General features: G+C 50.6%; 20 protein-coding genes. 17 read left to right on the top strand and 3 right to left on the bottom strand.

Going from position 1 to position 21,212, the window contains the following annotated elements; genetic code table 11:
• Positions 1-16: 16 nt before the first annotated feature.
• The 13 genes from KH703_RS00280 (at position 17) to KH703_RS00220 (ending at position 13,711) form a co-directional block, all read left to right on the top strand.
• Positions 17-868, top strand: a complete 852-nt coding sequence (locus tag KH703_RS00280; protein WP_304293113.1) for a riboflavin synthase — start codon at positions 17-19, stop codon at positions 866-868.
• Between the two features lie 10 nt (positions 869-878).
• A complete protein-coding gene (locus tag KH703_RS00275) occupies positions 879-1,613 on the top strand; it encodes a polyphenol oxidase family protein (protein WP_304293111.1) in 735 nt (244 codons plus the stop codon).
• 189 nt (positions 1,614-1,802) lie between these two features.
• Positions 1,803-2,942, top strand: coding sequence for a beta-aspartyl-peptidase (gene iadA, locus KH703_RS00270; RefSeq protein ID WP_304293110.1), 1,140 nt, complete (start codon positions 1,803-1,805; stop codon positions 2,940-2,942).
• A gap of 283 nt (positions 2,943-3,225) precedes the next feature.
• A complete protein-coding gene (gene rpsB, locus KH703_RS00265) occupies positions 3,226-4,023 on the top strand; it encodes a 30S ribosomal protein S2 (protein ID WP_297896475.1) in 798 nt (265 codons plus the stop codon).
• Complete coding sequence (tsf, locus tag KH703_RS00260) at positions 4,023-5,087, top strand: translation elongation factor Ts (protein ID WP_304293106.1); 1,065 nt, start codon at positions 4,023-4,025, stop codon at positions 5,085-5,087. The genes rpsB and tsf overlap by 1 nt, the downstream gene beginning before the upstream one ends.
• Positions 5,088-5,089: 2 nt before the next feature.
• A complete protein-coding gene (locus KH703_RS00255; protein ID WP_304293105.1) occupies positions 5,090-5,731 on the top strand; it encodes an ABC transporter ATP-binding protein in 642 nt (213 codons plus the stop codon).
• A gap of 57 nt (positions 5,732-5,788) precedes the next feature.
• A complete protein-coding gene (locus KH703_RS00250) occupies positions 5,789-7,873 on the top strand; it encodes a hypothetical protein (protein ID WP_304293104.1) in 2,085 nt (694 codons plus the stop codon).
• Positions 7,873-8,487 (top strand): guanylate kinase, encoded by a 615-nt coding sequence (gene gmk / locus KH703_RS00245; RefSeq protein WP_304293102.1) that lies wholly within the window; start codon positions 7,873-7,875, stop codon positions 8,485-8,487. The genes KH703_RS00250 and gmk overlap by 1 nt, the downstream gene beginning before the upstream one ends.
• A gap of 10 nt (positions 8,488-8,497) precedes the next feature.
• Positions 8,498-8,713, top strand: a complete 216-nt coding sequence (tatA, locus tag KH703_RS00240) for a twin-arginine translocase TatA/TatE family subunit (RefSeq protein ID WP_291936310.1) — start codon at positions 8,498-8,500, stop codon at positions 8,711-8,713.
• Between the two features lie 5 nt (positions 8,714-8,718).
• Positions 8,719-10,515, top strand: coding sequence for an arginine--tRNA ligase (argS, locus tag KH703_RS00235; RefSeq protein ID WP_304293101.1), 1,797 nt, complete (start codon positions 8,719-8,721; stop codon positions 10,513-10,515).
• A gap of 382 nt (positions 10,516-10,897) precedes the next feature.
• On the top strand, positions 10,898-11,680 hold the full coding sequence (locus KH703_RS00230; protein ID WP_304293099.1) for a tetratricopeptide repeat protein: 783 nt from the start codon (positions 10,898-10,900) through the stop codon (positions 11,678-11,680).
• Positions 11,681-12,157: 477 nt separating this feature from the next.
• Entirely contained in the window at positions 12,158-12,586 is a 429-nt protein-coding gene (locus tag KH703_RS00225) for a hypothetical protein (protein WP_304293097.1), read from the top strand.
• Positions 12,587-12,730: 144 nt separating this feature from the next.
• Positions 12,731-13,711 carry a DUF3137 domain-containing protein gene (locus KH703_RS00220; RefSeq protein WP_304293095.1) on the top strand — a complete coding sequence of 327 codons (981 nt, stop codon included), beginning with the start codon at positions 12,731-12,733 and terminating at the stop codon, positions 13,709-13,711.
• A gap of 343 nt (positions 13,712-14,054) precedes the next feature.
• Here KH703_RS00220 and KH703_RS00215 read toward each other — a convergent pair whose 3' ends face one another.
• The 3 genes from KH703_RS00215 to KH703_RS00205 form a co-directional block, all read right to left on the bottom strand.
• Entirely contained in the window at positions 14,055-14,984 is a 930-nt protein-coding gene (locus KH703_RS00215) for a DUF4299 family protein (RefSeq protein ID WP_304293094.1), read from the bottom strand.
• A gap of 394 nt (positions 14,985-15,378) precedes the next feature.
• A complete protein-coding gene (locus KH703_RS00210; protein ID WP_304293092.1) occupies positions 15,379-16,188 on the bottom strand; it encodes an SMI1/KNR4 family protein in 810 nt (269 codons plus the stop codon).
• 328 nt (positions 16,189-16,516) lie between these two features.
• Positions 16,517-17,236, bottom strand: a complete 720-nt coding sequence (locus KH703_RS00205) for a DUF1963 domain-containing protein (protein ID WP_304293090.1) — start codon at positions 17,234-17,236, stop codon at positions 16,517-16,519.
• A 282-nt stretch (positions 17,237-17,518) separates the two neighbouring features.
• On the opposite strand from KH703_RS00205, the gene ilvC reads away from it, so the two are divergent.
• The 4 genes from ilvC to ruvX all read left to right on the top strand — a co-directional run bounded on the left by ilvC (position 17,519) and on the right by ruvX (position 21,124).
• Entirely contained in the window at positions 17,519-18,541 is a 1,023-nt protein-coding gene (gene ilvC / locus KH703_RS00200; protein ID WP_304293088.1) for a ketol-acid reductoisomerase, read from the top strand.
• Between the two features lie 13 nt (positions 18,542-18,554).
• The gene (locus KH703_RS00195; RefSeq protein WP_304293086.1) at positions 18,555-19,760 is read left to right on the top strand and encodes a divergent polysaccharide deacetylase family protein; all 1,206 of its coding nucleotides are present in this window, start codon (positions 18,555-18,557) and stop codon (positions 19,758-19,760) included.
• Positions 19,744-20,532 carry a DNA-processing protein DprA gene (locus KH703_RS00190; RefSeq protein ID WP_304293084.1) on the top strand — a complete coding sequence of 263 codons (789 nt, stop codon included), beginning with the start codon at positions 19,744-19,746 and terminating at the stop codon, positions 20,530-20,532. Before KH703_RS00195 ends, KH703_RS00190 begins: the two co-directional genes overlap by 17 nt.
• Before the next feature lie 199 nt (positions 20,533-20,731).
• Positions 20,732-21,124: a Holliday junction resolvase RuvX gene (gene ruvX / locus KH703_RS00185; protein WP_297989822.1), complete on the top strand. Its 393-nt coding sequence runs from the start codon at positions 20,732-20,734 to the stop codon at positions 21,122-21,124.
• Positions 21,125-21,212: the final 88 nt, after the last annotated feature.

The following is a 21,212-nucleotide window of genomic DNA, read 5'->3' as shown; positions in this document are numbered from 1 at the left end:
ATTCCAAAGGCTCATAATGTTTAACGGACTGATCAGAGAGATCGCGCAGGTTGCGAGCTTTAGCGGCGATTCGCTGCGGCTGCGCGCGAGATACCGCCCCGCACTCGGTAATAGCGTTGCGGTAAATGGCGCGTGCCTGAGCGTGACGCGGCTTTTTGCGGACGGATTTACGGTGCAGCTTTCAAGCGAAACGGCGCGCGTCATCGCCGTGCAAAACCTGCGCGGCTCGGTGCATATCGAGCCTGCGATGCGGATTGGGGATCGCATAGACGGGCATTTGATCCAAGGACACGTCGATGCCGTGGGTGAAATTTATAAAATTTCAAAGCTTGCAAGCGGCGTCGATTTTTTCATCCGCGCACCGCTACACATAGCGCCGCTGCTAGCGCCGAAAGGCTCGGTAGCGATCGACGGCGTGAGTCTAACGATTAATGAAGTGCTTGAGGGCGGCGGCACGCACGGGCGAAATTTTAACGGCCAAGGTCTTGACGGCGGAAATTTTACTCATAAAGAGCTGCGCGGCGCAAATTTCAACGGCGTAAGCTTGCGCGGGCCAAATTCTAGCGGCTCAAATTCTGTTCGCGATCCAAACTCCTTGGGCTTAAATTTAAAAAGCGAAGCGCAAAGCTGCGCCATTCGCCTTACGATCATCCCGCTGACGCTTAAAGATACACTCTTTGGATCCTATAAAATCGGGCGCCGCGTAAATATCGAGACTGATCTGCTAGCGCGATACGTCGCGGCACAGCTACGTTTTGCCGGCGGACAACCCGTCCGCGGTATGGACACGGCGCGCGATGAGAGCGCCGAGGGCGAAAAAGAGGGGCTTTCGTGGGACGCGGTAGATAAAATTTTGAGCCTGTATTAAGCGGCGCGTGATGGCTAAAATCGAAATTTGTAGAGAAAATCTTGAGTTTGTATTGGACGGACGCGGCGTGTTGGCGGGCTTTAGCACGCGGCTTGGCGGCGTAAGCGGCGGAGCCTACGCGAGCTTAAATTTAGGGGATCACGTGGGCGACGATCCGCAAAACGTCGCGCAAAATCGCGAAATTTTAGCCGCTGCGCTCGGCATCGCGCTGCGAAATTTAAAATTTATGCGCCAGATGCATTCAAACCGCGTTGAAATTTTACGCGCAGCTAGCGTTGAAATCCCGCCCTGCGATGGGCTCGTGACCGATCTGCGCGGCGTGGCGCTGTGCGTGCTGGTAGCGGACTGCTCGCCCGTGCTGATCGCGGACGAGCGGCGCGGCGTGGTTGCCGCGGTGCATGCGGGGCGCGCGGGCGTGAGCCAGCGGATCTGCACCAATGCGATAAATTTGATGAGCGAGCGCTTCGGCTGCGTCGCTGCGGAGCTGAAAGTATTCGTGGGCGCGAATATCAAGGCGCGAAACTACGAACTTGGCGAGCTTGATCTGGGCGAGTTTGAGCGCTACAAAACGCAGGAGCATTTCGATATGAACGCCGCACTTCGCGACGAGCTCGCAGCTGCAGGTGTGCGAAACGTTAAATTTGATCCGTGCTGCACTTTTGAGAGCGAGCGACATTTTTCATACCGCAGAGATGGCGTCACGGGGCGCTTCTGCGGCTTTGTGATGAATAAACTATGCCGATGAAAAGCAAAAATAGGATATAAAATTTCTCCGCAAGGTTCGCTAAAATTTCTCCGAAACTCTATAAAATTTGACGTAGAGGCGCTGCAAAGCGAAACGGCGAAAAGAGGCGAGATTGTGGCGTGACATCGCAGTCAAGAAGGCTAAAAAACGTAAAATTTACAATCAAAAATCCAAAGCAAAGGAGAAAATATGCTGTTACTTAAAAATGCCGACCTATACGCGCCAGAGCACGTCGGCAGGAGCGACGTTTTACTCGGCGGAGGTAAAATTTTAGCCGTTTCTAAGGGGCTTGATTTTCGAGTCGAGGGACTTGAAATTTACGATCTAGAGGGCAAAATTTTAGCGCCCGGACTCATCGATCAGCACGTGCACATCACGGGCGGCGGCGGCGAGGCGGGTTATCACTCGCGAACGCCCGAAATAACGCTAAGCCGTATCATCCGCTACGGCACGACGACGGTTGTAGGCACGCTAGGCACCGACGGGTGCACGAGGAGTCTGGAAAATCTCTACTCAAAAGCCAAGGCGCTTGAATACGAGGGCATCTCGACCTTCATCCATACGGGCTCTTATGCGCTGCCTAGCGTTACATTTACGGGCTCCGTCGCGCGCGACCTGGTGCTCATCGACAAGGTCATCGGCTGTAAGATCGCGATGAGCGACAACCGCGGCAGCTACCCGACCTCCGAGGAGCTCATCAAGACCCTAACGCAGATCCGCATCGGCGGCATGATCTCGAAAAAAGGCGGCGTGCTGCATATGCATATGGGCGGGCTCGCGGATAAATTTGACCTGATTTTTAGCGTGATCAAGGATTATTCGTTCCCGGTTAATTACTTCTCGCCGACGCACTGTGCGCGGACGAAGGAGCTCTTTGACGAGGCGATTAAATTTCAAAAAATGGGCGGCTACATCGACATCACGAGCGGCGGAAGTAAATTTGCGCCGCTTCACGAAGCTATCGCGTACGGACTTGCTAACGGGCTAAATTTAGAGCGCCTAACGATGAGCTCGGACGGCAACGGCAGCGTGCCTAGATTTGACGAAAACGGCGCACTAGTGGGATACGGCTGCGCTTCGTGCGAGACGAATTTAGAGGTCTTGCAAGCCTGCGTGAAAAATAAAATCCTAGCCATCCCGCAAGCGCTAAGCATGATGGGCAAAAACGTCGCAAAATACCTAAATCTAAGCGGCAAAGGCGAGATAAAAGTAGGCTTTGACGCTGATTTTGCGGTATTTGACGAAGCTCTAAACCTAGATAGCGTGATCGCAAAAGGGGAGTTTTGCGTGAAAGAGGGCAAGCTCGTGAAAAAGGGATTTTTTGAGTAAATTTTAGAGTAAATTCGCCGCTTTATTAAATTTGGCGAGTTTAAATTTAGCGAATAATCTTGCTCTCGACCTTTGTGGTCATCTTGTCTTTGCGGCGCAAAATTTAACCGCGCCGAAGTTTGGATTATATTAAATTTAGCTTTAATTCAGTTATTTTTAAATATAATCCAAGCTTCAATTCACACACACCAGTCCTAAAATTTGGTTGCGTTTGTCAAAAGCAAATGTTAATGGGTGTGGAGGAGAAACCTAAATTTCGGGGAAACCCACAAGGAGAAAACTCATGGTAACAATGAGAGATTTGCTAGAGTGCGGCGTTCATTTCGGACACCAAACGCGCAGATGGAATCCGAAGATGAAAAAATTCATTTTCGGCGAGAGAAAAGGTATCTATATCATAGATCTACAAAAAACTATCCGCTACTTCCGCTACACTTATAATATCGTGCGCGACGCGGCTGCAGAGGGTAAGACTATACTTTTTGTAGGCACGAAAAAACAAGCCGGCGCGACGCTAAAAGAGTACGCCGAAAAATGCGGCATGCCTTATGTGAGCCACAGATGGTTAGGCGGCATGCTGACGAATTTTTCCACTATCAAGCAATCTATCCGCAAGCTCGAAGTAATCGAGACTATGGAAGAGGACGGCTCGATAAATTTACTAACCAAAAAAGAGGCTCTAATGCTTCGCCGCAAAAAAGAGAAACTCGAGCTTTATCTAGGCGGCATTCGCAATATGAAGGGTCTTCCCGATATGATCTTCGTCATCGACGTTGTAAAAGAAAAGATCGCCGTAGCGGAAGCTAATCGCCTAAAAATGCCGGTTATCGCGCCTTTGGATACGAACTGCGATCCGGACGTAGTCGATTTCCCAATACCCGGCAACGACGATGCGATCCGCTCAGTTCAGCTTTTCTGCCAAGAGATGGCTGAGGCGATCAACGAGGGCAAGGCGCTTCGCGATCAAGATGCGAGCGAGGACGGCGAGCAGAGCGAGGCCGTCAGCGACGAAGAGAAAGAGGAAGTCGTAGCCGAGGCGATGAGCGAAGAGGATTTTGACGTAAGCGAGGACGAAGAATAATGGAAATCAACGCGCAAATGGTAAAAGAGCTCCGCGAAAGTACCGGAGCGGGGATGATGGACTGCAAGAAGGCTTTAGTTGAAACAGACGGCGATATGGATAAGGCCGTCGATCTGCTTCGCGAGAAGGGTCTCGGAAAGGCTGCTAAAAAAGCCGATCGCCTAGCTAGCGAGGGTCTAGTGAGCGTCGAAGTGGGTGCGGATCATAAGATCGCTACCATAAGCGAGATAAATTCCGAAACCGACTTCGTAGCTAAAAATCAAAATTTTATAAATTTAGTTAAAAATACTACTCTACATATCCAAAGCAAGGGCATTAGCAGCATTGATGAGCTAAATTCCAGCATCATCGACGGCGTTAAATTTGATGAGCATTTAAAGAGTCAGATCGCTACGATCGGCGAAAATTTGGTCGTTAGAAGATTTGAGACGATTAAGGCGGGCGCAAACGGCGTGGTAAACGGCTACCTACACTCAAACGGTCGCGTAGGGGTCATTATCGCAGCAGCTTGCGATAGCGAGCGGACTGCACAGAATGCGCAGGAGCTTATAAAAAATCTCTGCATGCACGCAGCCGCGATGAAACCGCAGGTCATCAGCTATAAAGAGCTTGACCCTGATTTTATCGAGAAGGAATTTTTGGCTCTTAAAGGCGAGTTTGAGAAGGAAAACGAGGAGTTTGTGCGTTTAGGTAAGCCCCTTCATAAGATCCCGCAGTTCGGCTCGCGCGCGCATCTAAGCGATGAAATTTTAGCCAAAGAGATCGAAGCTTTAAAAGATGAGCTTCGCAAGCAAAATAAACCTGAAAAAATTTGGGATAAAATTTTGCCGGGTCAGATCGATCGCTTCATCGCCGATAACACTCAAATCGATCAGCGTCTCACGTTGCTAGGGCAATTTTACGTAATGGACGATAAGAAAACCGTCGAGCAGGTTATCGAGGAAGAAGCTAAAAAACTAGGTGGCAAAATCGAGATTGTAAAATACATCCGCTTCGAAGTGGGCGAAGGCCTAGAGAAAAAGAGCGAAGACTTCGCAGCCGAAGTAGCGGCTCAAATCGGCTAAATATGGAACTTCTAAAGGGCGTAAATCTTACTCACGCGTATGATTATACGCTCTTTGAAAATGTAAGCTTAAGCGTTCAAGAGGGCGAGAGTATCGCCATTTTGGGCGTTAGCGGCTGCGGTAAATCGACCCTGCTTCATATTCTATGCGCGCTTTTAAAACCAAACTCGGGCGAGGTGATCTATAATGGGCGCAGTATTTACGAGTTAAGCTCCGATGAGAGACTTAAAATCCGCCGCAACGACTTTGGCATAATATTTCAATCCCACTACCTTTTTAAGGGCTTTTCCTCTGGCGAAAATATTGAACTTGCCGCCAAACTTACGAATAATGCGATAGATGATGAAATTTTAAAAAAGCTTAAAATCGAACATACTTTAAAGCAGGGCGTGGGCGAGCTTAGCGGCGGGCAGCAGCAGCGCGTGAGTATCGCTCGCATACTTTGCAAAAAGCCGCGCATAATCTTTGCCGACGAGCCTACTGGAAATTTAGATAAGGATACCGCAAACGAGGTCATGGACGTGATTTTTGATTACGTAAAATCCAGCCGCGGTGCACTCGTGCTCGTGACCCACGATGAGAATTTAGCGCAAAAATGCTGCAAAGTTTATCGCCTAAATAACCGAAATTTAGCGCAAATATAAGCAATTAATAACCAAAAATATCTTACAATAGCCCAAATTCTTTCTAAAAGGTCATAAATGAAAATTCTACTTGACAATCACAATGAGCAGGTTGCAAGTGTCGTAAATATTTGCTGCGAGCGCATCGGTGCGGACCTGGTAGCATATAGTGCAGACGAGAGTGAATATGATTTGACGATAAAAAATTATGAAGATGGCGATGATATTTCAAAATTTGATCTTAATAAAACGCTGTTTCTGACGCCTAAGAATGTCTCGGCCTCAGGAGCGCGATACACCCTTACCAAGCCTTTTTCGCCGCTTGAGCTCATCACGTTTATCAGCGAGTTTTCGGTTCAAAATATGAGTGTGCAGGCGAAAGAAAAAATGGCGAAAGAATTTGCCGACGCAAGCTCTGTAATGAAAGAGATCGATGCGATTGATCAGGCAAATTCCGCTTCGGGCAGTAATTTTGAAGAGCTCGTGGATAGTTTTTACGACTCCGGCAAGGATATACCGCTTTCGCAGCTGGCAAGCGACATAGCGCCCGAGATTGCAGATGATGTGCCGCTTTCGCAGTTGGTAGGTGATATGCCGCGCACGGACGAGATCGCAGATGATATTCCGCTCTCGCAGCTTGCAGATGAAGCAGCTCTTGCGGACACCATCGCCGATGATACGCCGCTTAACGCCGTCGCAGAAAAGATTGCGGATAATATCGCAGATGATATGCCCCTAAACTTAGTTGCTAGCGATATCCCTGAGGATGTACCGCTAAATAGTATCGGCACAAGCGAACCCGCCGAAAGTAATCACGCGCCTCAAGATGAAATTCCGCTCGCAAAGGATGACGCTCCTATAGCTCTAGCAGCGCTAGATGATGAAAATCCTAAGAATTCCAAAACGGATAAATTGCAGACAGAAGATGAAATTCCTGCCACACGGGCAAGCGAAACTTTACCGTTTGCGCAGCAAGACGAGCCGCAAAGAGCTGGCAGCTCTAATGAAGCTGCTGTTGAAAAAAAGGCAGACGCTACGCCTAATCTACAGGAAGCGAAAGACTCTGCGGACGTTACGCTTAAACAGCATGAATCAGACGGCTCATTTGCCTATAAAACAGAGGAAAGAAAATCTGCCTCGCAAGTAGTGCAAGATGCAGCTGGCGCGTCTGTTAACAGTGGATTTGATATGGATTTTTCTAGGCTTTTCGATAGTGCCGGCATGCCCGTGGAGGAGTTTGGCGGATATGATAATTTTGCCACGGCTGCGTTTGCTTCTGATGAAAAAGAGGATAAAAAATCTGCGCATGATAAAAATACAGCGGCTACGGATTTTCAAAAAACGCAAATTCCGTCTCAATACGAGGTCGCTTCAGATACGCCGATTGCGTTAGCGGGTGCGGGCGATATACCTCGCGAAAATCTTTATAATGCCGTTCCGTTTCAAAGCATGGAATTTACTGGCGGACTTGCACAGAATACGCCTATGTCTGCTCATAATGAAGCATGGAATTCAATTGGCGCAAATTTTGTGGCTTCTACAAATTCTAGCAATACAGGGACTACAAATTCTACTCCTGCACCGAATTTTTCGGAGCTAAACTTACCGCACATATTAGATGCCTCAGATTTACCGAAGCAAAGCGAGCAAGCTGATAGTGTTGTCGGCGGGTTTGCGGACGGATTTTTACGCGCTATGGAGGGCGATTTTGCAAACTCGTTTGCCGCAAGCTCCGCAGATAGCGAGCAATTTAAATCCGGCAAGCCCGCAAAGAGCGCCGCGCAGCAGATAAAATTTAATGCTTCAAAGCCTATATCAAAGCCTTCGGAGTGCACCGAATTTAAAGCGCATAAATTCGGCGCGTCCGAGCAGGCAAATGAGATGAAATTTGGCGCACAAGCTATGCCGAATGAGCTTGCTGCTTCGGCTGCGGCGGAGTTTGCCAGCCTTATGGCAAGCGAGTTAGAGCCTAGCTCTAAAAGCGAGCCGCTGCGTAACGAGCACGGTAAAAAACCGAGTGCCGAGGAGCTGAAAACCAAGTTGCGCGATGATCTGGAAGCGGGCATCGCAAACACGATCGAGAGATTTGCGGGTAGCAAGGACGCCAAAGACGCGCTGAAGGACTTCAAGATCAATATTGACATATCGTTTGGAGATAGATAGTGAAAGGCAAAATTTTGCTCGTCTCCGGTCCCAGCGGTAGCGGCAAAAGTACGCTCATAAAGCGTCTTGTTGCAGAATTTGGCGAGCAGATATACTTCTCGATCTCCTCTACGACGCGTGAAATGCGTGCAGGCGAAGCGGATGGTGTGAATTATCATTTCATAAGCGAGAGCGAGTTTCGCGCAGGCATCGAGCGCGGAGAGTTTTTAGAGTGGGCATTGGTCCACGGCAAATACTACGGTACTTCGCTAAAGGCCGCTACGAGCGAGCTTGAGCGGGGCAAGATCGTGATTTTTGACATCGATGTTCAAGGATATGAGATCGTGCGCGGAAAAGTACCTAAAAACGAGCTTACCAGCGTATTTATTACTACGCCGAGCTTGTCAGAGCTTAGGGATAGGTTGCGCGCTCGCGGCGATAATGATCCCGCCGATATTGCTTTACGCCTGCAAAACGCGCAAGAGGAGATGGAGCGCCTAGGCGAGTATGATTATTTCATAATAAACGACCGCCTGGAAGCGGCATATGAAAATTTAAAATCGATCTATAAAACTATCAAATTAGAAACGGCGAGCCGCGACATAGGCAAGCTAATCGAAATTTGGAAAATTTAAAGGAGAAAAAATGGGTTCTATGAGTATTGGACACTGGCTGATTGTTTTGATCGTTGTTGTGTTGATGTTCGGAGCGAAAAAAATCCCGGAGCTTGCAAAGGGTCTAGGGCAGGGCATAAAGACTTTCAAAAAAGAGATGGAAGAGGACGACGAACCGCAAAAGGTCGAGAAAAAGATGGAGCAAGAGGTTAAAGACGCCGAAATCAGCGATACTAAAAAGGCGTAAAGGATTTGAAAAATTTAGTCTTAAATGAAATTTTTAAAATTTTATCTCGCAAAGTCGTTTTAGAAAAACCCAAAGATAAAAGTTTGGCTCATTACGCCTCGCCCGAGGCTTTCGCGCTGGCTAAGGAGCTGCGAAAGGCGCCTAAGCTCATCGCTGAGGATCTTGCAGCTAAATTTAAAGATAGCGAAATTCTAAGCGCTACGGCGGTGAACGGCTATCTAAATTTTCACCTAAAGCCCGCAGTGTTGGGCGCTCTTGCTGAAAATGCCCTTAGACTGGGCGGTGATTTCGCAAAAAACGACGCGAAGCTCGGACGCGGAATTTTACCAGCTTCGGAAAAGCTTTGCGCGAGCGAGCCTGTTTGCAACGGCTTTGCTGCAAATCTAGCTGCGAGCGGCAATGACGCCGCCAAATCGCAAAATTCCGCCGCTAGGCAAAATTTTATTTCGCAGAATTCCGAAGAGGCGACAAATTCCCTCGCAGCATCAAATTGCGATGAGGCGCAGAATTCCGCCGCCGCACCGCAAAAAATTCTGCTCGAATATATCAGCGCTAATCCTACAGGCCCGCTTCATATCGGGCACGTGCGCGGCGCCGTTTACGGCGATACGTTCGCGCGCATCGGAGGCTATCTGGGGCACCGCGTCGATACCGAGTATTACATCAACGACGCGGGCAATCAGATCGAGCTTTTGGGCACTTCGATCGCGCTTCGTGCGCGCGAGCTCGCGGGCGAGGACGTGAGCTATCCCGAGAAATACTACCGCGGCGAGTATATCGACGAGATCATCCCTCTTGCGCGCGCCCAATTCGGCGATGAAATTTTCCGCGACGAATCGCGGATCTTGCAGCTCGCGGAGTTTGCTAAGGATGAAGTGCTAAAAATCATCCAAAAAGATCTCGCAGACGCGGGCATCTATATCCAAAACTGGGCTAGCGAAAAGAGCCTCTACGGCGAGCTTGAGCCTACGATTAAGAAGCTCGAGCGTAGCGGCAAGATGTATGAGCAAGACGGTAAAATTTGGATCCGCTCATCGCAGCTCGGCGACGAAAAAGATCGCGTCGTCATCCGCGAGGATGCGCGCCCGACCTATCTTGCGGGCGACATCGTCTATCACAACAACAAATTTGAGCGCGGATATGAGCGCTGCATCAACATCTGGGGAGCCGATCACCATGGCTACATCGCCCGCCTAAAGGCCGCCGTGCATTTTCTGGGCTATGACGAAAACAGGCTCGAGATCATCTTAATGCAGATGGTAAATTTGCTCAAAGACGGGCAGACCTACAAAATGAGCAAGCGCGCGGGCAACGCGATTTTGATGAGCGACGTGCTCGCCGCGATCGGCAGGGATGCTATGCGATTTATCTTCATCAGCAAAAAGGGCGAGACGCCGCTTGAGTTCGACGTGGACGAGCTCGCGCGCGAGGACAGCAGCAATCCTATCTTTTACATCAACTACGCCCACGCGCGGGTCAATCAAATTTTTACCAAAGCGGGCAAGCGCGAGGCGGACGTCTTGGGCGCGGACTTCGGCACGCTGGATGAAGCGGGGCTCGGCCTAGCTTTTGCGGCGCTTGGCTTGAATGAAATTTTAAACGACGCATTTAATTCGCGCGGCTTGCAGAAGCTGCCCGATTTCCTAAAGGCGCTCGCAGCGGACTTTCACAAATACTACAACGAAAACCGCGTCGTAGGCAGCGAGAACGAGGATGCGAAGCTCAAGCTGTTTGCGCTCGTGGCACTCAGTATCCGCACGGCGTTTGCTCTGATGGGCTTAAGCGCGAAAGAGAAGATGTAGCCGCGCAGGCTACATTTCGCGCTGATAGCCCTAAATCTCACGAACGAAATTTTATGATTTAAAATACAAAGCGAAATTATTTATAGCTATGAAATTTTTAAAACTAGTTCTAAATTTACCGCTCGTAAAATTTCAATTTTAGAATTTTACGAGCGGTTTTGCGGTATTGCTACTGCGTCGTTCGTAAAATTTAAAATTTGACTACAAATTTACCGCTTGCAGAATTTCAGAATTTCAAAATTTTGCGGCGTGGAAGCCCTGAGTAAATTTTAAAGAAGGGCTTTAAGGCGGCAAAATTTCATCCGCAAAATTTACTCGGGCGGGATTTGCCTGCAAGAGTACTCCTTAAGCCCTGCGGCGCATCGCCGCAAAAAGGATAGATATGAGAAAGATCATCGACATAGCGGCGCTTTCGCTCGCCGTTTGTATCTTGATTATGGTGCTTTTCCTGCCGTCACCCGTTTTATCGTTTAAATGCTACCGCGGCGATGGCGTAAGCTGCGCGCAGCTGGGGCGCGACAAGCTCTCCCGCGGAGATTATGAAGGCGCCAGGCTCGCTCTTGCTAAGGCTTGTGAGGCGGGCGAGAAAGATAGCTGCTTTGATTTGGGTGCCCTATACGACGGCGAGGGTAATGCGACGCAAGCGGGCGTATTTTATGCCGCAGCATGCGATAAAAACGTCGCCGTAGCCTGCCACAAGCTAGGCAACCTGTATCAAAGGGGGCGCCTGAGTAGGGACTTCGTTGTCGCCGCGCAGCTCTACGCTAGGGCCTGCGATTTGGGCTATGCCAAGAGCTGCCACAATGCGGGCGTGGTCTATTTCACGGGCGGTTTCGGGCTTGCGGCGGATCCGGCAAAGGCGGTGAGCTTTTTCGAGCGAGGCTGTGACGGCGGGCCGAGGGACAGCTGCTATAACGCCGGCGTTGCGTATGATAAGGGTCTCGGCGCGCCGCAGGATCGCGACAAGGCGGAGAAGTTTTACACCAAATCCTGCGAGCTGGGCTACGGCGATGCCTGCAATAATTTAGGCTATTTGTATCTGAGCGAGGGGGATTTGCGCGGATTTTCCAAGGGGCTCGGATACGTCAAAAAGGGCTGCGACGCGGGCAATAAAAAATCCTGCCAGATCTACGAATTTATGAAAGAGCAAATTTTAAAGAAGTAGGTGCTTGGTAGCCCGGCGCACGTTTCGGTTTGCACTGCCTGCCGTGCACGCCGTCTGTTTTGTATTGCTCGCCGTGCGCCGTCCGTCGTATGGCGTCTATTTTGCGCTATCTGCCTTGCACTGCCTGTTTGCGCTGCTCGTTGCGAGATATCGGTTTTGCGATGGCTTCTGCGATATTGCCGCGGCGGATTTGTGAGCTTTCGTAGCGTGCGGAATTTCGCCGCGATTTTGCGACGTTCGAAATTCGGCAGGGCACAGATAACCCATGCATGCGGCTTGTTAAATTTAGCGGCAGAGTTTTACTTAGAATTCTATCGCTATGAAATTTTAAGGTTTAGCTCTAAAATTAGGGCTCGCAGAATCTCAACTTTAAAATTTTACAGACGACGCTGCAAGCAAGGCAAATTTTAGATTTTAAAATTTTACGGCGCGGAATTTAGCCTGGAAGCAAAGCGTGAAGCTGTTTGAGGAGGCAAATTGGAATATGAGATCACGGGCGAGGTTCGAAATCTCCGCGTCCACGCTGCAAGAGGAAATAGCAAAATTTGGGTATTTTTCGAAATAGACGGCGTGAAGCTGCGCGGCGAGTTTAACGATATCCCCGTGGAGGAGGGCGAGCTTGCGCGCGCGTATTTCATCCGTGGAGGATATGCTGGCAGCTACGTGATTACGCGAGTTCAGGTAGCGCGCAAACCAAGCCCCTTGCGCCGCAAGCTGGGGATCGCGACCGCCGTGTGCATGCTTGGCTTCGGCGCGGCGCTGTGGATTGTAGGCTTTGGGATTTTAAACGTTGGCGGGAGGGGCTCGTTAATTAATTTTGTCTGTATTGCCGCGGCAGGATTTGGGGTGCTAAAAGAGGGCGTGGGCAATCTTAAAATGTGGCTAAATCAGCGCACGTCCGAGTAGATCGCCGCTGCAACGCAAATTTCATAGATTTACAAATCCGCCGAATAAAATTTACTCACGCCCGCCGTATCTTTGCGGCGTAAATTTTGCTAAAATTCGCTCCGAGCGCGAAATCCGCCGCATAAATTTAGAAAAAGGTAAAATTTGAATCTAAACGAAGCGATAGTTGCCACCGCCAAAAAACAAAAAGAGTGCAGACGCGCATTTGTAAAGTATCTGTTTTTGGGAATTTTATTTATAATAGTGCTGCCCGTAGGCGGCGGATTTGCCGTATGGCATCTTTTTGAAAATCGCCTTGCACCGCTATTTTTCATCATTATCTATATTCCGTTTTTTCAAGCCGCGCTAATGGCTAACGCGAGCCGAGTGACCAGCGAGCTGGGGGATTACAAAGCGTTTTATAAAGACGTTTTTGTCCGCGCTGCTATTCGGGGCACAGATCCAAATTTTAACTACGATCCGAATGCCGGCATCAGCCGTAAAGAATTTCGCAAAATCGGCATCTATTCGCCGGATGAATTTCGTGCCGAAGACCAAATCAGCGGCATTTATAAAGGCGTCAAATTTAGCCTCAGCGAAGCGATCAATATCCCAAACGGCGCGACGCTGGAGCTAAGCGACTCGGCGGCGCTAAATTTGCTATCCGCGATAGTCTTTGCGTGGTCGACGATGAAGGATATGCAGGCGTTCAGCGGCTCGGTCTTGGTCTGCGAGTTTTACAAGAAATTTAGCGGGCAAACTATAGTCGCGAGCCGCACGCTAAACACCAGATTTTTAGGCGAAAAAGAGCAGATGGACGACCTGTTTTTTAGCAAAGAATTTAGGGTCTTTGCGGATGATAAGATCGAGGCACGGTATCTTTTGACGCCCGCATTTATGGAGCGTCTGCGAGAGCTAAAGGAAAAATTCGCGGGGAAAATGGGGCTGAGCGCGGCGTTTATGGACGATAAGCTTTATCTATTTTTAAACGGAGCGAAAAATAAGTTTGAAACAACGCTCTTTTCGCCGCCGCCGAGCTTAGAGGACGCCGCGGAGATCAAAAATGAAATTTTAGAGCTTTTGCGGGTCATAGACGAGCTAAGCTTGAACCCGGATTTAAGTAGAGCGGCGATTTTGGCTGATTGAACATGCGCCGCTATTTATCGGTTAAAATTTACTTGCGCTGCGGTAACGCCTCGATCTCCTCTTGCAGCACGCGTAGCATTTCGTCGTTATCGTAAATTTTTAGATCGTAGCAGGTCTTTTCGTTTTAACATTTTTAAATTTAAATTTTATCACGACGGAATTTTACCGCGATATAAATTTAAAAATTCCGCCGCGATAAAATTCCGCCTTTTAGAATTTTGCCCGCCGCGAGATTTACCACAAATTCTGCTACTTTAGATTTGCAACGTTAAGCCTCGATGGCTTTAAATTTTGCGGCGTCAATCCTCGATAAAATTCTGTAGAATTTTATCGCAAGTAAAATTTAGCCTGCCAGCGCCTTTAGCTGTTCGGCGCTTAGCCCATCCACCAAAATATAGCTTGCATCGATGAAGCGGTAGTTTTGCTTCGGCAGGCGCGCGATAAACTCGTCGTATTCCAGCTCGGCGATTGCATGGTAGTTATCGGCGTCGTTTTCGTCGCCCTCTATGCCTATGAGCGCGATCTGCCAGCGCGCGACGTCGTTATTTTTCAGCATCTCCGCATTTTGCCACTCCACAAACGGCTTGTAAGGCAGGATAGTGGGCAGGTCCTGCGTGAGCGCGTATGAGCCCATTATCGTGCCGTCATCTCCATTTCGGTAAAACCTCTGGTGTGCGCTGTAAGCGTCAAGATACTGCACCTCGGTCAGCCGCTTGCTAAACTCGGCAGCGGGGTTATACGAGGCTAAAATTTCATCCATCATCGCGCGGTTTATCGCAAAAGGCCTCTGCGCCCCGTAGCAAAAATTTATCTCCGTATCGCCGCTTAAATGCTGATCTATCGAATGTAGCCCCGCCGCTATATCGCGCTCGTAGTCGAATTGCTCTATCGTGTCGTGAGCGTAAATTTCGCCGTTTTCATCCATGATCTCGCCCCCTAGCTGCTTAGATAGCGCCTGCAGATACGAGATCGCCAAAACCCAATCAAAGATCGTCGCGGGCGTATTTACGCGCACGGCGTAGCTTTGCCGCTCCTCGTCATATCTTAGCTCCATCCCGCGCCCGCTCTTGCCCCGCACGCCCAAAATCAAGCACCCCTGCTCGCTCAAAGGCGATTTTAAAAAGGCCCTCTCGTTAAAATCCTCGGCGCTCTCGTCTATGTCAAATACCGATAGATCGGGCAGCAGATCCAAAGCCTCGCTAACGCTCATGGTGTCCGAATAGCCCATAAATAGCGGTCGCTTTTTGTTTTTGACGCGGAATTCTACGCTCATCACTTTCTCCTTTGTTAAATTGGCAAAATTATAGCGAAGTTTTACCCGCCGCCGCGAGCTAAATTTACGCTCGCCGTTCGCGATAGCTTTCGTATTTTGCGCCCCCCTGCGCATATATTTTTTATCCGCTCGCGCCGTATTTTAGCTCGCCTGCAGGTTTTTTACATACTCGCGGTACAGCCTGAATATTTGTGAGTTAAAATTTTACCGCGATGAGAGTTTTATGGCTTTTGCAAAATTTAACGCGCAGTTTGGCGTTTGTCGTCCACATTTAAAGCGCAGACTGCGCGGCGAGCGTTTGAGCGCTAAATTTACCAGCGCAAGCCTGCGCCCATTATTGATCGCACGAGCGTGCGCCGCAGCCCGTACAAAACTCACTAATAATCGCAAAAGCTTACGCGCCGATCGCGTCTTTTAGGCTCTGTGCGCACAAACCCGCATCCTTTAGCTCACGCAAAATTTCATCCATCAGCTCCTCTTTGAAAACGTCCAGTATCATCGCGCCCGCATCCAGCTCAGCATAGCGCAGGGCGGGCTCGCTGAAGTTCTTAAGCTCTTTAAACCGTCGCTCGCCCCGCCTGGCAAATCCGAGCCGAACCTCGTTCGGGCTAAGGCTCAGCATGCCGCTATTGCGAGCGAAATTATACACGCTAAAGCCGTAAAGCTGCGGATCGGCGGCTCTAGCTCGCACGCTCAAAATTTCCTCCAGCCGCGCCTTCGTGCCGTCTAGATCGAACCCCATTTGCAGCGCGATCTTGCCGCCCGTATCGAGCCGCAAAAGCGCCAAAAACGAAGCGAAATCCTGCGCGATGATGTTTTGCTCGTCACACTCGACGTCGATGTAGGCGACTGCAGGCTGTTCGCTCGCGCGGTAGTCCAGGCACAGATACCAATGCCCGTCGCCGCTGAAGGGCACCAGCCCGTCAAGTTCGAAGCTCACGCACTCGCGCTCTTCGCCCCAGCTAAAGCGCGTAAGCGACGGATACGCCTCGCCGATGCCGCTGACGGCGTCCAGCGGGTAGCCCTCTAGCTCGTAGCGCAGGTAGCCGCCATTTTGCACGCTCAGCATCATAGTAAGCTCGCGCAGCAGGGCGTGCCCTAGCTCCTCTTCTGCAGCTCGCAGCGCCTCGGGCGTAAGCGGATCTTGTAGATAGGGCAGGTAGATCGGCCTGCGCCAGATGTTTGCAAGCTCGTTTGCGTTCATTTTCGCTCCTTTAAATTTATGGGTTAAAATTTCAAGCACGCCTTAAATTTCAAGCTCGAATCCGAAATCTCAGTTATAAAATTTTAAAATTTTGCGGCGCCGATTTTTCGTAGCTCGCTTGCCGTATTGGGAGCGTCTGCAACTATACGGCTCGTCTTTCGGCAGTTTAAATTTAATCTAGATCGGGGCGCGCGGCCGTCTAAATTTAATCCGCGCCGAGCGAGCTCAAAGCCGCACGCCGATAAAATTCATCGTAAATTTATGCGGCCCAGGCATTTATTTAAAGCGGCGGAATTTTGCGGGCGAGCTAAATTTACATTTCGCGCGCCTAATCGAAATCATAATACAGGCTCCACGCGCCGCTTTGCGGGTTTTTAGCAAACATCAAGCTACCGCCGTCTATGACTTTAAAATTCGCCTTTTCGTCGCTTGAGATCTGGAAAACAAACTGAAAACCCTCGCCGAAGCTCACTCCCGGCTGGCAAAAGGAGGGATAGCCGCCGAATTTCGTGCAGTTATAAAACTCCAAGGCGATATCGTCGTAATACTCGAGCCCCTCTGTCTCCTCAAGACGCAAAATTTCATCTATGGCGTTCGCATCCAGCCCGCCGCCGTCCCAAACGGGCGTATCGTCCGCGGCAAATTTTGGCTGCAAAGGAAAGGGTCTTATCTGCGAGCGCGGATTTGAAAGCTCCTTTATGACGAGCTCGCTTACGTCGCTATACTCGCGGATTGCCCACAGGCCGTCCATATTCTCATCAAATTTGCCGATGAGATCCTGCGAGATGAAAACCGTAAGCAGCTTGACGCCGTCCAAGATCTGCGGCACGTAGGGCAGCGCGGGCAGGTAAAACTGCGCCAGAGGGAGCATCGGCGCACCGTTTTGATCAGTCGGCAGCTCCTCGTCCGTCGCGCAAGCGAGCACGCGGTCGATCCAGCACTCATCGATCGCGCCTCGCGGCCTCACTCCGCCCGTCTGAAAATAGGTGATTTCGCGCGCGATCTTGCGCTGCAGCTCCTTAATCTTTTCTTGCAGATCCGTTTGCATTTGCGTCCTTTTCGGTTGGAATTTTAGCGCCTTTGTGAAATTATAGCGAAATTTTACCCGCCGCAGCGGGCTAAATTTGAGCTCGCCCTTTGTGATAGCTCGCGTATTTTGTGCCTACTTTTCCGCGGCAAACGCCGATTAAAATTTTATAGCTCGAGCGTTTGTTTCGGCTTGCTTTAGACGCGCTGTAAATTCTACGATCATATCCGCGGCGCGCGGTTTATCTACGTAAAAGCAAATTTTAGCTACAATCTCGCCTAAATTTTTAAAAAAGGATGCATTATGGCAATAAATGTTTTTTACGACAAAGATTGCGATTTAGGTTTGATTAAGGCTAAAAAGGTCGCTATGATCGGCTTTGGCTCGCAGGGACACGCTCACGCCGAAAATTTGCGAGATAGCGGCGTAGAGGTCATCGTGGGCCTGAAAAAGGGCGGCGCGAGCTGGAGCAAGGCCGAGGCGAAGGGTTTTAAAGTAATGAGCGTCGGCGAAGCTACGAAGGCAGCTGATCTTGTGATGATCCTAACGCCCGATGAGTTTCAAAGCGACATTTTCAAAGCGGAGATCGAGCCGAATTTAAGCGAGGGCAACGCGATTGCGTTTGCGCACGGCTTTAATATCCACTTCGGACAGATCGTCCCTCCAAAGGGCGTCGACTGCATTATGATCGCTCCGAAAGCCCCGGGCCACACCGTCCGTAACGAGTTTGTAAGCGGCGGCGGCGTACCTATGCTGATCGCCGTTTCGCAAAACGAAAGCGGCAGGGCCAAAGAGCTCGCTCTAAGCTACGCAAGCGCGATCGGCGGCGGTCGCACCGGCATCATCGAAACGAGCTTCAAAGCAGAGACCGAGACCGATCTTTTCGGCGAGCAGGCTGTGCTTTGCGGCGGACTTTGCGCGCTCATCAACGCAGGCTTTGAGACCCTCGTCGAGGCGGGATATGAGCCCGAGATGGCGTATTTTGAGTGCCAGCACGAGATGAAGCTGATCGTGGATCTCATCTATCAAGGTGGTATGGCAGATATGCGCTACTCGATCTCAAACACCGCAGAATACGGCGATTATGTAAGCGGAAACCGTGTCATAAACGAAAGCAGCAAAGCGGCGATGAAAGAGGTGCTAAGAGAGATCCAAAACGGCAAATTTGCAAAAGACTTCATCCTCGAGCGCAAGGCGGGCTATGTACGGATGAACGCCGAGCGCAATATCACGGCAAACAGCTTGCTTACCAAAACCGGCGATAAGCTTCGCGCGATGATGCCGTGGATCGCCAAGGGTAAGCTCGTAAATAAAGATAAAAACTGATTTCGGCTGAGCTTTGGCTAGTAGAAATCCACGCGGGCGCCGCAAAAAGCGCCCGATCAACTACGCAACGATCGCCTTTGTCGTAATCTTATGCTTTTTAAGCGGTGCGGTTACCTACGCGGTTTTGGATCTCGTATTTTCGGGCAATAAAGCCGCGTTGCAGCAAAGCTCGCGCAAACAAGCCCCAGAGAGCACTTCCGATCCTCGCGGTAAAAAGCCGCGTTTAAGCGTTGCACAGAAGGAAGCTCTGATTCAAAAGGAGCTCGATAAGATCGCCGAGCAAAACATAACTACGCCGAAGCTTCCCGTAGAGCCTGCATCGCAAAATTCCGCAGGACAAAATTTAGCGAGGCAAAATTCAGGAAACGACAACTCGCAAAATTCCGTAAATTCTATGGCTTCCGCAAATTCCGCCGCCGCAAATTCGGCAAATGACGGATCGGATGTAAATTTTACCGCGGCAAATTCCGCATCCGGAAATTCCATAAATTCTGCCGCCCAAAGCCACGCTTCTAGCGGCGCGGACGATCTTTCTAAATCGCCGCGCAAGGCTTTGCCCGCAGGCTCTCGCGCAAAGCTAGCGATCATCATCGACGACGTAGGTACCGGCGAGCAGGCGCAAAAGATCGCCGCTCTGCCCGTGCGAGTGACGCCGTCCATCTTCCCGCCCGGGTATCAGCGCAAGGATACGCGCTCGCTCGCTCGCGGCTTTGAGCATTACGCGATCCACCTGCCGATGGAGGCGAGCTCTGCTAAAAATAATTCCGCGACGCTGCGAACCTCGGATAATTACGAGAAGCTGCGAGGCGTCATAGAGAAGCTGCGCGCGGACTTTCCGAACGCTAAATTTATAAACAACCACACCGGTTCTAAATTTACCGCTGACGAGCGCGCGATGCAAAATCTGCTGCGCGCGATGAACGAGCATGGATTTTTATTTATCGACTCGCGCACGAGCCCCGCTACCAAGGCTAAGGCGGCGATGAATGGGCTTGGCATGCGATATGTGCATCGCGATGTGTTTTTAGATAATCAAAACAGCGTCGCTGCGGTGCGCAAAAAGCTGCGCGAAGCCGTCGCGCTTGCTAAAAAGCAGGGTTACGCCATCGCTATCGGCCATCCCAAAAGCTCCACTCTGCGCGCGCTTGCAAACAGCGCCGACATCCTAGGCGAGGTGGATTTGGTCTATTTGGACGAAATTTATGAGTACTACGAGTGAGCTTAGTTTTAAAATTCCAAGCCTAGCAAGGCTCGGTGTGAGCGAGCCCGCGCAGCTGTATTTTAGGGGCGAGCCGGCGCTACTGCAAAAGCGTCGCATCTCGATAGTGGGCTCGCGCAAGATGAGCGTTTATAGCAAAAATTTGATCCTGCGCCTCGCGCGCGCTTTGAGCGATGCGGACTTTTGCGTCGTAAGCGGCGCGGCGATCGGCTGCGACATAGCTGCTCACGAAGGGGCGTTTCCAAACACGATCGCGGTTTTTGGTAACGGTCTTGATCAAATTTATCCCGCGCAAAACGCTGCTATGATCGGCAAAATTTACGAGCGCAGCCTCGCGCTTAGCGAGTATGAGGACGGCGTGAGCGCGCGCGGATTTCAGTTTTTGCAGCGCAACCGCATCGTCGTGGCGCTATCCGAAGCGCTGATCGTCGCTCAAGCCGAGCCCCGCAGCGGCTCACTACAAAGTGCGCGCCTGGCTCGCGAGATGGGCATACCCGTGTACGTGCTGCCGCACCGCATGGACGAGAGCGCGGGCACGAATGATCTGCTCGCAAAATCCCAGGCGCGGCTGATCGCGGATTTTGGCGAGTTTGTCGCCTCTTTGGCTCCGCAGACGCTGCAAAATACTGAGCGCGTGCAGGATGAAGTGATGGAATTTTTAGCGCTAAATTCCGATCTGCAAGCGGCGATCGAGCGCTTCGGCGATAAAATTTATGAATACGAGCTTGAAGGCAAGATCGAAATTTTAGGCGCAAAGATCGTGGCAAAGTAGCCGGCGAGCAGCGCTTGCTCGCCGTGGTTTGATCGGCGCCGCCCGCCGGCACGGCTTGTTTGCACGGCGCGTAGTCTGCGCGGTCGGTGTTTAAATTTAGAAAAAGGCGGCTCGGTAAAATTTTACCTTCCGCAAGTAGCACTTGAGCTTAAAACAAACCCGCGCGGTTTGCCGAAGCTGAACTAAAAAGGATAAAATTTTGATAGTTGCGATCGATCTTGGGCTTAAACGTATCGGCGTGGCGGCGGCACCGGATGATAAGACGCCGCTTCCGTGCGAGCCGATCCTGCGCAAAAATCGCACCCAAGCCGCGCGCGAGCTAAGCGAACTGCTGCGCGAAAAGGGCGCCAGCATGCTGGTGCTTGGCGTGCCGCGCGGCGGGGCGAGCGAGGAGGAGATGAGCAGGCGCATACGCCACTTCGCCTCGCTGCTGGATTTTGACGGCGAGATAAAATTTCAAGACGAGAGCTTTTCGAGCGCCGAAGCGGCAGAGTTTGCGAGCAAAGGCGCTAAGGGGGGCGGCAAGGATCCGCGCTTTGATAGTATCGCCGCGACGATAATTTTGCAGAGGTTTTTGTCGAGCAAGGGTTAGCGCGTGCGTAGCAACATAATTTGCCCGCGGCGGCGCAAGAGAAAATCGCCGCTCGTCTGTTTTGTCGCCGTTTGAAAGGCCGCGGAAT

The sequence above is a fragment of the Campylobacter gracilis genome (assembly GCF_018374135.1).
GTDB classification, from domain to species: Bacteria; Campylobacterota; Campylobacteria; order Campylobacterales; family Campylobacteraceae; genus Campylobacter_B; species Campylobacter_B gracilis_A.
The sequence above is the reverse complement of the archived record's forward strand: the minus strand, read 5'-3'. Positions and strand labels throughout refer to the sequence as shown.